We start from the raw sequence: 13,399 nt of genomic DNA, 5'->3' as shown, positions 1-13,399 counted from the left end.
AATATGTTGCCGTACGTGTGCCTCTAAAAAGAAAGAGCCATATAATTGAGTAATATTGAAATGATGTGGAGTGGATAAAATGAAGTGTACCACCAAGTCAAAAAGCTGTTGGCTTGCAATCCTCACCGCTTTTGCCAAGCGTCGCGCACAGCAATGCAGCATCTGCCGCGTTGTAAAGTGGCCCTGCCACCAGCCGATAGCCGGGACTGCCTTCAAAGGCGCCTAATGGGCGAGCATCCAATGCTAGATCGCTAAGCATTTCTGCATGCAGCTGCTGTAGCTTGTTCCAGTGCAGTTGCAGAGCCTTGAGATTTGTAAAGGTCCCGAGATCAAGCGCGAAGCGCGTCCGCTTGATTTTTGTGGCTCCAAGAGCAACCTGACTGCTTGAGGCAGCGGGTTTAAAGCTTGCCAGCGTCAGCAAATTGCTGTTCGTCATGCTGCTTTTTGCTGCGCGACCGACGCCGCTCCCTTCATCCACTTGTGCCGGTGGTGTGGGGCTGAGGCTCTGTCCGCGTTGGCTCGATTGTGAAAGCGCGCCGCTTTCCGCCGGCTGCCTTGTTTTATCTTGCAATTGTGAGGAGAGCTGCTGGTTTTGCTGTTGCAACTGCTCGATCTCAAGCCGAAGGTTCACCAAGGCAAACCGCAGCGCTTCAACTTCAGCTGAAAACTGCTCTGCCCCGGAAGGTACTGCGCCTGCTGGCGCCGCATGTGTTAACCCGATGCTTGCCGCGCGCGCCGCTGTTGTCTCGGGTATGAAATCGTCCGTGGGGGCGACGCCGCCTGTGATGTGAACGTCTCCGGCAGCAGGCAGGGTAACCACCGCAGCCGCACGAGGGGCGCGTTCAAGAGGCTGTGTCTGAGTTGAACTTGAATACGCAATGATCAGCAAGCAAGTCAAACCGCAACAAGCCGCTCCAGCTCCCCATCCGGCAACAACCGGTTGGTGCTTGGCGAAGTCTTGAAGACCGCGCAGAAGGGTGACAAACCTATCCGAAATCACGCTTGTGACTGCTTTCCAACGAATACTCAATCCACCAGCCTCTTTATCCTGACAACAAGTCAGCTGCACTCAGGATAACGAGCGATGCCAAATCCACACTGCCAACCGAGAGCCTCTTAGAAACTGTATCATCTCAAGAATCTCTAGGTATGGTTAACGGCCTATTGGTATCCTGTTTTTAATCGGTGGTAAACCAGAAGGAGCGCGCAGAAAGCCGCCTGCTGCTAGATTTACCGAGATAATACAGTGAAAAAAGTGAGAGTACGGCCTCTCAGGCAATTAGGAATGCACTGCAAACACTGGTATGTAGACCAATATTTGCTAAGAAGATCATCAAGGCTCCAGCTGACTCGTGAGCTCCCTCAGCATAAGATTTAGAAAGACCTGATCATGGCGCAAAAACCGCATTGCCTCGCTGTTGTATTAGCCGCCGGGCTTGGCACTCGAATGAAATCCGAGCTGCCAAAAGTACTCCACGAAATTGGCGGCTTACCACTTGTTGGTCATGTTATGCAGGCGGTCAATGCGGCAGGGGCAGATAGAACAGCAGTTGTTGTGGGCCCGGATATGCCGCAGCTTGAGGCTGTGGTTGCCCAGATGGATCATGCAGCCTCTACCTATGTGCAGGTCAACCGGCAAGGCACCGCCGATGCTTTACGCGCGGCAGAGCCTGCGTTTAGCGGGTTTCAGGGCGATGTCCTTGTTGTTTTTGGCGATACGCCCTTGGTGCAGGCACAGAGCTTTGCTTTGCTGCGGGAAAAGCTGAGTCAAGGCGCAGCGCTTGCCGTACTGGGGTTTGAGGCAAAAGACCCAACCGGCTATGGCCGCCTTCTTATGCAAGGCGATGAGCTGGTTGCCATTCGTGAGCACAAGGACGCCAGTGAAGCAGAGCGCCAAGTCACCCTCTGTAATGCGGGAATCATGGCCTTTAAGGCAGAGCACTTGCAAAAACTGCTGGCCATGATCACCAATGACAACGCCAATGAAGAGTTTTACCTCACAGACGCGGTAGAGCACGCGGTCAATCTTGGGCTATCCGTTGTCGTCGCCACAGCACCGGAAGAGGAGGTGCAGGGCATCAATAACCGCGCACAGCTTGCCGCCTGTGAAGCTGTCTTCCAAACGCGCAAACGAACTGCAGCCATGCTTGGTGGCGTCACCTTGCAAGCGCCAGAGACGGTCTATTTCTCATATGATACGCAGCTCGCCCCGGATGTCCTAGTAGAGCCGAATGTGGTGTTTGGTCCTGCCGTAGAGGTGGCCAGCGGCGCTTCGATCCGTGCATTCTCACATCTAGAACACTGCAACGTCGCTGCGCAGGCGACCATCGGCCCTTATGCACGCCTGCGTCCCGGCGCAAACATCGGAGAAGGTGCGCGCATCGGTAATTTTGTCGAGATCAAGAACGCCGAGATTGCACAAGGAGCCAAAGTCAATCACCTCTCGTATATCGGTGATGCGAGTATTGGCAGTAAGACCAATATTGGTGCCGGCACAATCACCTGCAACTATGATGGCTATCTGAAACACAAAACCCAGATAGGCGAGAATTGCTTTATCGGCTCTAACTCGATTTTGGTAGCGCCGTTAAGCATCGGTGATGGCGTAACCTCCGCAGCTGGCTCTACGCTAACCCGCAATGTTCCACAGGATGCTTTGGCAATCGCCCGCCCGCAGCAAGAGAACAAAGAGGGGGCCGCCCCGCGCATTCGCGCAAGGCTTGAGGCAAAAAAGCGCGCAAAAACAAAATAATAACACGGAAAGCGGACTCTATAGCAAAGCATGAACAAGGCGCCTGATATGGCGCTTTGTTGCTTCTGTAAGAAACCGCAAGATTGATTGATTAGCTTTGTGCAAAGACCTGCACTAACAAAAAACAAAATTGGTCTTATGGCGCGAGCCGACGCGCTTTATTTTAGTTGGAGCTTCCTATGTGCGGAATTATTGGTATTCTTGGGCAAACCCTCGTCGCCCCATTGCTGGTCGATGCGCTCAAACGTTTGGAATATCGCGGCTATGATTCAGCCGGTATCGCCACTTTGGAGACCGGGCAGCTCAAGCGCCTGCGCGCAAAAGGAAAACTGCGTAATCTTCAAGCTGTGCTTGAAGGTGACCCATGTGCTGGCAAAAGCGGCATTGGCCACACCCGTTGGGCCACCCATGGCGCCCCGTCCGTGGAAAACGCCCATCCGCACATGGCTGATGGCGTTGCCTTGGTTCACAACGGCATTATCGAAAACTATCTTGAGTTGCGCGCTGAGGTGTTGGCTGCCGGTGCGCAATTGAGCAGTGATACTGATACCGAAGTGGTGGTGCACTTGATTGCGGCCGAGCGCGCAGCCGGAAAAACGCCACAAGCGGCGGTGGAAAGCGTTCTTGCCCGTCTCAAAGGCGCGTTCTCGCTGGCAATCCTGTTTGAAGGGGAAGACAATCTATTGATTGGTGCCCGGCGCGGCTCGCCACTGGCAGTGGGCTATGGCGAGGGGGAAATGTTCCTCGGTTCCGATGCAATCGCGTTGTCTCCCTTTACCGACAAGGTCTGCTACCTTGAAGAAGGGGATTATGCCGTGCTGACGCGGGCAGGCGCGCAGATCTATAATGCCGCTGGCCAGCAGGTTGCGCGTGCAGTGCAAACGTCCATGGTCTCGGCCTCAATGATGGACAAAGGCAATTATCGCCACTTTATGGCCAAGGAAATCCACGAGCAGCCCGAGGTCATTGGTCATTCGCTGACCGCCTATGTGGATTTTGCCAGCAAATCCACAAAGCTTCCAGAAGGCACATCCTTTGACTTTGCCGCGATCGACCGGCTTGTCATTTGTGCATGCGGCACAGCCTATTATGCAGGCCTGACAGCAAAATACTGGTTCGAAAAATACGCAAGGCTGCCCGTTGATATCGATATCGCCTCCGAATTCCGCTACCGTGAAATGCCACTAAAGGCAGGTGATCTGGCGCTTTTCGTTTCCCAATCCGGGGAAACAGCGGACACGCTGGCCTCGCTGCGCTACTGCAAGCAAGAAGGCATGCAAATCGGCGCGGTTGTCAACGTGCCAGAATCCACCATTGCCCGCGAAGCGAATGTGGTGTTTCCAACCATCGCAGGTCCAGAGATCGGTGTTGCTTCCACCAAGGCATTCACCTGCCAGCTTACCGTTCTTGCAGCGCTCGCCATCCATGCCGGGCGTCAGCGCGGCGTACTGAGCCAAGAAGAGGAACAGAAGCTGGTCGCCCAGCTTATCGAAGCGCCAACCTTGTGTTTGCAAGCGCTGAAGAGTGAAGCCGCAATCGAGAAACTGGCGCAGGCCATGTCTAAGGCGAAAAATGCGCTTTATCTTGGCCGCGGCACCAACTACCCCTTGGCGCTGGAGGGCGCGATAAAGCTAAAAGAGATTTCTTATATCCATGCGGAAGGTTACGCTGCCGGTGAGCTAAAGCACGGGCCGATCGCACTCATCGATGAGGATATGCCAGTTATTGTCGTCGCACCGCATGATGGCATCTACGACAAGACTGTGTCGAACATGCAGGAGGTCGCCGCGCGCGGTGGGCGCATTTTGTTGCTTACAGACGAGGCGGGTGCTGCGGCTTCTGGCTTGGAACAGGGAGAAGTGATCTCGATGCCGTCCATGGGAGAGCTTGTCAGCCCCATAGCCTACGCGATCCCGCTCCAGCTGCTGTCCTATCATACAGCTGTCTTCATGGGCACTGATGTCGACCAGCCCCGAAATCTGGCAAAATCCGTAACTGTGGAGTAGCGCATTGCCTTTCGCATGTTGCGCGGTGTTGTGAATGCTGCGCACCCTGTGAGCTTTCAGTTCGCAGGGCTTGACCTCAGATAGGTTTTCCATGAGAGCTAGGCTGTCCTAAAGTCATCGCCTGAAAAATATTAAAAGGGGTAACGCGGCCATATGTCTGAGAACTTGTTTGTCTACGGATCGCTTGCTCCCGGCGCATCCATGGGCCGTCTTTTGGAACAAGTCGGCGGCACTTGGCAAAAGGCTCAGATGCGTGGCACCTATTATGATCGTGGCTGGTCAAATGGCGAGGGCTATCCGGGTGTTATTCCCGGCGAGAGTGGGGAGGTTGTGCAAGGAATGCTGCTTACCTCCAGCAACCTATCGCCATTCTGGGCCGAAATCGATGCCTATGAAGGTGAAGACTACGAGCGCAAGCTTGTGAATGTGGCATTAGAAAATGGTTCTATCGTGCCAGCATATGTTTATGCGCTTGTCGCGAAACCGCTTACTTGAAGCGCTCCGAAATAAAAAGTGCGTCAAAGTAAAACCCAACGCCAGAGCAGAACACCACAGCGCGCGAAGCCGCGCACTGCGGCGTACTCACTCATCTATTGTGCCAACACGCAAACAACCGGTATATTTGGCTGCTCGCGCGAAGCATTGTTGTCGCCAAGAGCAAGGTACAAAACATTTTTTCGTATGTTAGCGTTCCTATCTGTGTCCGCAATAAAGCATAGATACATGTTTTCGCCGCGCTTCATGCCAAAACTCGCTTTTGCAGTTGCGTTCACCGCAAATGGTTCATAGCCGGCAATGGCAAGATCAGAGAGGAACTTAAAGCTTGAAGTACCCACTTCAAGTGCGGATGCAGGAAGCGCCGCGATGACAAAAAGGAAGGCGTAAAGGCTTTTTACAATATTCATACAAGTCTCCATTAAGAAATCATTTGGACATATGCTACAATGCACATCCATCGTTTCTTGTATATGGAACTTCAATTCTATAGTTCGGATAGATTGGCGCTGTGTTCATTCGGACGGCTGCTGACATAGTAGGCACATAAGAGCAGCACACAGGCCACAACAATCGCCAGTAACGGGCCCGGTGACGCAGAAAACCAGAACAGCACATAACCCATCGCCATGCCACTGCAGGCAACCTGCTTTGATCGGCGCGAAATTGCCCGGTGCTGTCGCCAGAGCCGAACATGTTTCCCAAAGGTTTTATGCTGCAAAATCCAGCGCTCGAATTTCTCGTTTGATTTTGCAAAACAGCCCGCCGCCGCGATGAAAAAAATTGTGGTGGGCAGAAGGGGCAGCACGGCACCAACAAGTCCGATACCCACCAATAGAAAACCCAAAATGCTATAAAAATGTCGGCGCATTGTTCTTACTGCCTGTTGTCGGCCTACGACAAATCAACGAAAAATACGCCCTCAAGCGCTTGCGATTTTTTGGTGATCCACTAACTAATAGACATCGAATCCTGCTATTGCGACTTGTGGGTCACTCCCCTTTATACTGGAACCCGCTTTTTACTGGAATATGTAATGTCTGATCCTGAAAAACGTGAAGAGGCGCCTATACCATTGGTCGCACCGCAAAAACGTGGGCCGATGACACGGCTGCGCAACTACTTTTTTACCGGTCTTGTCATTACCGGGCCCATCGGCATCACTGTATATCTGAGCTGGACTTTAATTCAGCTTGTCGATGGATGGGTCAAGCCATTTCTACCGGAAATGTACAATCCCGACACCTACGTCCATATGGAAGTTCCAGGTGTTGGTCTCATTGTTGCGCTACTGGCAGTAACGCTAATCGGATTTTTGACAGCCAACATTGCCGGGCGCAGTCTGTTGGGCATTGGCGAAGCGTTCGTCGCCAGAATGCCGCTGGTGCGCAATGTTTATTCCGCCTTGAAGCAGATATTTGAGACGGTACTAAACGAAAAAGGGCAAACCTTCACCAAGGCGGGTCTGATCGAATACCCGCGCAGAGGACTCTGGGCGATAGTGTTCCTTGCAACCAACACCAAGGGCGAGGTAGCGGCCAAACTGCACACGGGCGAAGAAATGGCCTCTGTGTTTTTGCCTACAACACCAAACCCGACCTCTGGTTTCCTCCTGTTTGTGCCGAAATCTCAGATAATAGAACTTGAGATGGGCGTTGAAGATGCCGCAAAGCTTGTTATTTCAGCAGGGCTCGTAAACCCTGAATACCCAAAGAAATTGGGCGTTGAAAGGAAAGCAAAGGCGCTCGAAAGCCAGAGCGTTGATGCCGAGTAACCCCTAGAGAAACACCACCCTTTGTGAACTCCCCAGTTTAAACTAGGAGCTTTCTGGGGTCTTTGTGATGGGGGGGGGCAAGTGCCCGCTCGCATTGTATATGTTTCAGCCCGCAGTCATTTGTTGACCTGGGAGACCAAGGATCGATTGCAAGGCGTGTTCATGTTAGCCTGCGCGCAAAAGCTGAATAGCTGCGTCGCGGCCAAATAGATAAAGCAACAGGCGCAGCGCTTCACCGCGCGGGCCGCTAAGCTGCGCGCCGCCGCTTTGCGCTTCAGCATTTGCCAGCACAAGGCGGGCATCATCGCGCGCTGCGGCCATCAAATCTCCATGCGCCTCAAGCGATGCCAGCCGGAACCCGGGCGTACCAGACTGCCGCGTGCCGAGCAGCTCGCCTTCGCCGCGCAGCCGCAAATCTTCTTCTGCAATGAGGAAACCATCATTGGTTTGGCGCAGAATATTTAGCCGTGCGGCCCCGCTTTCAGACAATGGCCCTTTATACAACAACACACAAGAGGAGGCGCCGTCGCCGCGGCCAACCCGCCCACGCAACTGGTGTAACTGGGCAAGGCCAAAGCGCTCTGCATGCTCGATAACGATAATCGTTGCATCGGGCACATCAACGCCCACCTCGATAACCGTGGTGGCCACCAGCACTCTGGTGCGACCTTCTTTAAAGTCGGTCATCGCGGATTGTTTCTCATCAGCGCTTTGGCGCCCATGTACCAGCGACACTACCGGCCCCAGCGAGTGAACCAAATCGCCAAAGCGTTCCTCAGCTGCTGCCAAGTCGATCTTTTCAGATTCCTCGACCAGCGGGCACACCCAATAGACTTTTTGCCCCTGCGCCACCGCAGCTTTAATCCGCCCGACAATCTCGCCAATCCTGTCAAGCGAGACACTGACGGTTTTAATCGGTTGTCGGCCGGCGGGTTTACCCAGCAATCGCGAGACATCCATATCGCCAAAGTAAGAGAGTACCAGCGTGCGCGGGATCGGCGTTGCTGTCATCACCAGCACATCTACCCCTTGGCCCTTTTGCGAAAGGGCGAGCCGTTGATGCACCCCAAATCGATGCTGCTCATCCACCACCACTAGCCCAAGGAGGGCGAATTCCACTGTGCTTTGAAACAGGGCATGGGTGCCAACAATCACATCAATCTCGCCGCTTGCCAGTGCAGCGCCTATCTCCCGTTTTGTCTTGGCGGTGTCTTTGCCAGAGAGTACGGCAATACGCAGGCCAGCTGCTTCGCAAAGCGGCAGCATGGAGGCGTAGTGCTGCCGCGCGAGAATGTCTGTGGGCGCCATAAGTGCGCTTTGCCCGCCAGATTCGGCAACTTGTGCCATGGCCATCAGCGCCACAATGGTTTTGCCCGCGCCCACATCCCCTTGCAACAGGCGAAGCATCTTCTTGTCGCTGGCAAGGTCGGCGCCGATTTCGTCAAGCGCGGTATTTTGCGCTTCTGTCAGCTCAAAGGGCAGGGCAGCGAGAATCTTCTGTCGCAGATCACCTGTGCCGGGCCGGGAGATACCGCCATGGTCGCGGATAGAGGCGCGGACCAATGCCAGCGCCAATTGGTTGGCCAGAAATTCATCATAGGCGAGCCGTTGTCGGGCCTTTCCCTCTAGCGCCCCGTCTTCTGCCGTTTCCGGGTAGTGCAGCGCGTGTAGCGCCTCTGTAAAGCTGGCAAACCTCTGCTGCTGAACAAACGCGCCGTCCTGCCATTCGGGTAAGGTGGGCAGCAGCTTGAGCGCTGCCTTCATCGCTTTGCGCAAGGTTTTGGGCGACAGTCCGGCTGTTAGTGGATACACCGGCTCGACAGCCGGCAGGCCTTGCGCATCTTCGGGCGAGACCACATAATCGGGATGCACCATTTGTGCCCGCTCGTTGAACCACTCCACCTTGCCAGAAACTAGCCGCATCTCCCCAAGGGGGAGGGTGCGCGCAAGAAAGTCACCGCGGGCGCGGAAAAACACCAGCTCGATAATACCGCTCTCGTCATGGGCAAGGATCTTATAGGGCGCACGGGAGTTGCGCGGCGGCGGCCGGTGTTCATCAATCACCAATTCCAACGTGACAATGGCGCCATCAGGTGCACGGGCGATGCCGGGTCGCAACCGCCGGTCGATCACCGAAGAAGGCGCATGCATCAACAAGTCCACCACCCGCGCCTCGCGCTCCTGCGTTCCGGTCAGGAGACCGGAAAGCAACTTGGCGATTTTCGGGCCGATTCCCGGCAGAGCCGACACCGGCATAAAAAGACTATCAAGGCGGGTAGGGCGCATGGCAGTGATTGTGGCAATCGGTTGGACTGAAACAAGAACATTCCCCAAGAGATTTGGCACACTCGCGCAAATTGTGCAAGTCTCAGCAGATAAAACACTGACACAAGCCGCATGAACAGGTATATGGGCCAGAACATTTGTATAGGTGCGCAAGGCAAGGGCACGCCCAGTGCTGTGAGCGCATGGTTTTCAGGAGCAAGGCGCATGGGCCAAAACGTGAACGAAGAGCTGCAAACCCGTCGTAAACGCATGATTTACCGGTGTGAGCACCGCGGAATGAAAGAAATGGACCTGCTTATGGGGCGCTACGCCCGCGCACATCTTGATAAGATGACAGCGACGGAGCTGGACCGGTTCGAGGCTTTCATGAGCCTGCAGGATCAGGATCTATATGCATGGTTCATCGGTTCAAAGCCGGTGCCGGAAGAGCACAATTCCCCGTTGTTTAAGGAAATTCTGGCGTTTTACCGCTCCACGCTGGACGTTTAAGGCAAGCGTTCAATCCTTCGACCACAACAAAACGAGCAAAAATCAAGGATGCGTTCCCCCGTGTTTGATCCTCTGCTGCGCCAACACGCCAATCTGACAATCGCCTCCGTACCAGATGGAGCCGAGGCACTTGCCATTGCCAAGCTTGTGGATGATGTGAAGGACGGAGGGCTAGCCTGTTGTTATGTCGTCCGTGATGCGGCGCGCATGGCAGCGATTGCCGAGGGGCTCAGCTTCTTCGCGCCGCAAGTGAAGGTCATTCAGCTGCCAGGATGGGATTGCCTACCTTACGATCGTGTATCGCCAAATCCGGCGATTGTCGCCCGCCGTCTCGCCACTTTGCGCCGCCTTGCCAAAGGCCTGAACAACGAGCGCAAATGGGTGTTGTTGACCACGGTGAACGCGGCAACACAAAAGTTGCCGTCGCGCGCGTGGGTTAAAGCCAATTCCATAAACCTTGTGCCCGGCAATCGTCGCGATCTCAAGAGGATCATCAATTGGCTGGAGATAAACGGCTTTGCCCGCACACCGACGGTGCGCGAAACCGGCGAGTACGCTGTCCGCGGTGGTATTGTTGACCTGTTTGCCCCCGGCGCCAATGAACCTGTTCGTCTTGATTTCTTCGGCGATACCCTTGAGTCCGTACGTACCTTTGACCGCGATAACCAGCGCACCCTTGCACAGAAAAAAGGGCTCACCTTGCTGCCTATGAGCGAGGTAACGCTGGATGAGGACAGCATCTCCCGCTTTCGCCGCAACTACGTCACCACCTTTGGCGCGACGGATCGCGATGATGTGCTGTATCAATCCATCTCTGAGGGGCGCCGCTATGCGGGCATGGAGCATTGGCTGCCGCTGTTCCATGATGATCTGGAGACGTTGTTCGAGTTTATTGGCGAGGCGCCCTTACTGCTTGATCCGCAGGTAGACGACGCCGCCAGCGAACGTATTTCGCAAGTGCAAGATCACTTCAAATCACGCGAGGAAGCGCTCACCAGCAAGGCCATCAGTTCTGGCGTGCCTTACAAACCGGTGAAACCATCGGCGCAGTATCTCACGCCAAACGAGTGGCGCGACCGGCTTGCAGACCGCGCCTGCGCCCGCATCTCACCCTTCGCAGTACCGCCGGGCTCGGGCCAGCAGGAGGCGGATTTGGGTGGACGGGTTGGCCGCAACTTTGCCGCCGAACGGTCCGCAGGCACCATCAATATTTTTGATGCCTTGGCCGCGCATGTGGCAGATCTACGCAAGCAAGAAAAGCGAGCGGTTATTTGCTGCTGGTCGGAAGGTTCACGCGATCGCTTGGCGCAGGTGCTGGCCGATCACGGCTTGGAACAGACCGGCTTTGCAGGCAATGCGCTTGAACTTGCGCAGGTGCCAGCGCACCTCACCACGCTTGTGCTATTGGGGCTGGAGCATGGCTTCGAGGTAGAAGGCACCGCCTTCATTGGCGAGCAGGATATTCTCGGTGATCGCTTGGTGCGTCAGCGCCGCAAATCCTCCAAAGGCAAAAACGTTCTCACCGAAGCCTCCAGCCTGTCGCCCGGCGATCTGGTCGTCCATGTGGAGCACGGCATTGGCCGTTTTATCGGCCTGAAATCAATCGAGGCCATGGGGGCGCCCCATGACTGCCTTGAGCTACAATATGCCGGATCCGACAAGCTGTACTTGCCGGTAGAGAATATCGAGCTGCTCACCCGCTACGGCTCTGCAGACCAAGAGGCCCAGCTCGACAAATTGGGCGGCGGGGCATGGCAGGCGCGCAAAGCCAAGATGAAGAAACGCATCTTGGAGATCGCCGACGGGTTGATAAAAACCGCTGCGGCACGCGCCCTGCGCACCGCTCCGGCGGTCACAGTGCCCGATGGGGTTTACGACGAATTCTCCGCCCGCTTTGCCTATGATGAAACAGAGGATCAGCTCACCGCCATTGATGCAGTGTTTGCAGATCTGGCGTCGGGCCAGCCGATGGACCGGCTTGTTTGCGGTGATGTGGGTTTTGGTAAAACCGAGGTTGCCTTGCGGGCTGCCTTCCTCGCCGCTATGAGTGGCCGTCAGGTGGCGGTGGTTGTCCCCACAACGCTGCTTGCCCGCCAGCATTACCGCACCTTTGCCGAGCGGTTTCAGGGCCTGCCTGTAAACATCCGTCAAGCCTCCCGCCTTGTCAGTGGCAAGGAGCTTTCGCAAACCAAGCAGGGCTTGAAAGATGGTTCGGTTGATATTGTTGTGGGCACCCACGCGCTGCTTGGCAAAACCATCGGCTTTCGCGATCTTGGACTGCTGATTATCGATGAGGAGCAGCATTTCGGCGTGAAGCACAAAGAGCGCCTTAAAGAGCTGAAAAGCGATGTGCATGTGCTCACACTGTCGGCAACACCAATCCCGCGAACCTTGCAATTGGCGCTCACCGGCGTGCGGGAGCTTTCGCTGATCACCACAGCGCCAGTGGACCGGCTTGCCGTTCGTACATTTATTTCGCCCTTTGATGCCATGGTGGTGCGCGAAACTCTGCTGCGCGAGCATTATCGTGGCGGCCAGAGCTTTTACGTTTGCCCCCGCCTTGCCGATCTGGCCGAAGTCAAACGCTTTTTGGAAGAGCAGGTGCCTGAGGTCAAGGTGGTTGCCGCGCATGGGCAAATGCCCGCAGGCGAGCTGGACGACATCATGAACGCCTTTTACGAGGGCAAATATGATGTGCTGTTGGCCACCACCATTGTGGAATCCGGGCTTGATATCCCCAATGCCAACACGTTGGTGGTGCACCGTGCCGAGATGTTCGGCCTTGCCCAGCTCTACCAGATCCGTGGCCGGGTTGGCCGCTCAAAAACCCGCGCCTATGCGCTGTTTACCACCCCGGCGAATAAAACCCTGACACCCACGGCACAGCGCCGCTTGAAGGTGTTGCAATCTCTTGAAAATTTGGGGGCCGGCTTCCAGCTTGCCAGCCATGATCTGGATATTCGCGGCGCGGGCAATCTGCTTGGGGAGGAGCAGTCCGGCCACATCAAGGAAGTTGGCTATGAGCTTTACCAGCAAATGCTGGAGGAAGCTGTGGCGCAGCTGAAAGCAGGCGGGGATGAGGAGATTGAGGAGCAGTGGTCGCCGCAGATTACTGTGGGAACGCCGGTACTGATCCCTGAAGGCTATGTGCCAGATCTACAGCTACGCTTGGAGCTCTACCGCCGCTTGGCTGATCTGGATGCCGCCGCCGAGATTGATGCCTTTGGCGCGGAGCTGATCGATCGCTTCGGGCCGCTGCCGCAGGAAGTGACGCACCTTCTCAAGATCGTCTACATTAAGTCACTTTGCCGCAAAGCCAATGTGGAGAAGATCGACGCTGGCCCGAAGGGCGCGGTAGTCGCATTCCGCGACAACACCTTTTCCAATCCGGCAGGGCTGATGGCCTACATCGCCGAGCAAACCATCCTCGCCAAGGTGCGCCCGGATCAAAAGATTGTGCTTACCCGCGATTGGCCAACGGCGGAAGAACGCTTGAAAGGCACTGCCGCCATATTGCTAAAACTTGCGAAGATGGCAGAGGCGGCTTAACCCGTTCCAAAACAAATAGCGGGCTGGCGCAAAGCCGACCCGCTATCG

10 protein-coding genes are annotated in these 13,399 nt (G+C 55.4%); 6 read left to right on the top strand and 4 right to left on the bottom strand.

The window, feature by feature from the left end; genetic code table 11:
* Positions 1–97 precede the first annotated feature (97 nt).
* A complete protein-coding gene (locus AYK82_RS05195; RefSeq protein ID WP_156453263.1) occupies positions 98–1,030 on the bottom strand; it encodes a hypothetical protein in 933 nt (310 codons plus the stop codon).
* 360 nt (positions 1,031–1,390) lie between these two features.
* Between AYK82_RS05195 and glmU the strand changes: the two genes are divergently transcribed.
* The 3 genes from glmU (at position 1,391) to AYK82_RS05180 (ending at position 5,253) form a co-directional block, all read left to right on the top strand.
* Positions 1,391–2,752, top strand: coding sequence for a bifunctional UDP-N-acetylglucosamine diphosphorylase/glucosamine-1-phosphate N-acetyltransferase GlmU (gene glmU, locus AYK82_RS05190; protein ID WP_068312187.1), 1,362 nt, complete (start codon positions 1,391–1,393; stop codon positions 2,750–2,752).
* 179 nt (positions 2,753–2,931) lie between these two features.
* Positions 2,932–4,758 carry a glutamine--fructose-6-phosphate transaminase (isomerizing) gene (gene glmS / locus AYK82_RS05185; RefSeq protein WP_068312184.1) on the top strand — a complete coding sequence of 609 codons (1,827 nt, stop codon included), beginning with the start codon at positions 2,932–2,934 and terminating at the stop codon, positions 4,756–4,758.
* A 153-nt stretch (positions 4,759–4,911) separates the two neighbouring features.
* The gene (locus AYK82_RS05180; RefSeq protein ID WP_068312181.1) at positions 4,912–5,253 is read left to right on the top strand and encodes a gamma-glutamylcyclotransferase family protein; all 342 of its coding nucleotides are present in this window, start codon (positions 4,912–4,914) and stop codon (positions 5,251–5,253) included.
* 95 nt (positions 5,254–5,348) lie between these two features.
* Here the strand turns inward: AYK82_RS05180 and AYK82_RS05175 are convergent, their stop codons facing one another.
* Both AYK82_RS05175 and AYK82_RS05170 read right to left on the bottom strand, forming a co-directional pair.
* Positions 5,349–5,663: a hypothetical protein gene (locus AYK82_RS05175; RefSeq protein ID WP_068312178.1), complete on the bottom strand. Its 315-nt coding sequence runs from the start codon at positions 5,661–5,663 to the stop codon at positions 5,349–5,351.
* A gap of 77 nt (positions 5,664–5,740) precedes the next feature.
* On the bottom strand, positions 5,741–6,124 hold the full coding sequence (locus AYK82_RS05170) for a YbaN family protein (RefSeq protein WP_068312175.1): 384 nt from the start codon (positions 6,122–6,124) through the stop codon (positions 5,741–5,743).
* A gap of 231 nt (positions 6,125–6,355) precedes the next feature.
* Here AYK82_RS05170 and AYK82_RS05165 point away from each other — a divergent pair, with 231 nt between their 5' ends.
* Entirely contained in the window at positions 6,356–7,027 is a 672-nt protein-coding gene (locus AYK82_RS05165) for a DUF502 domain-containing protein (RefSeq protein WP_082733776.1), read from the top strand.
* Between the two features lie 165 nt (positions 7,028–7,192).
* Here the strand turns inward: AYK82_RS05165 and recG are convergent, their stop codons facing one another.
* On the bottom strand, positions 7,193–9,313 hold the full coding sequence (gene recG, locus AYK82_RS05160) for an ATP-dependent DNA helicase RecG (RefSeq protein WP_068312169.1): 2,121 nt from the start codon (positions 9,311–9,313) through the stop codon (positions 7,193–7,195).
* A gap of 204 nt (positions 9,314–9,517) precedes the next feature.
* Here recG and AYK82_RS05155 point away from each other — a divergent pair, with 204 nt between their 5' ends.
* Entirely contained in the window at positions 9,518–9,802 is a 285-nt protein-coding gene (locus AYK82_RS05155; RefSeq protein WP_068312514.1) for an FAD assembly factor SdhE, read from the top strand.
* Between the two features lie 48 nt (positions 9,803–9,850).
* Positions 9,851–13,351: a transcription-repair coupling factor gene (mfd, locus tag AYK82_RS05150; protein WP_208976401.1), complete on the top strand. Its 3,501-nt coding sequence runs from the start codon at positions 9,851–9,853 to the stop codon at positions 13,349–13,351.
* Positions 13,352–13,399: the final 48 nt, after the last annotated feature.

The sequence above is a fragment of the Polycladidibacter hongkongensis genome, from assembly GCF_001561995.1.
Taxonomy (GTDB): domain Bacteria; phylum Pseudomonadota; class Alphaproteobacteria; order Rhizobiales; family Stappiaceae; genus Pseudovibrio; species Pseudovibrio hongkongensis.
This window is presented reverse-complemented; position numbering and strand designations above follow the sequence as displayed.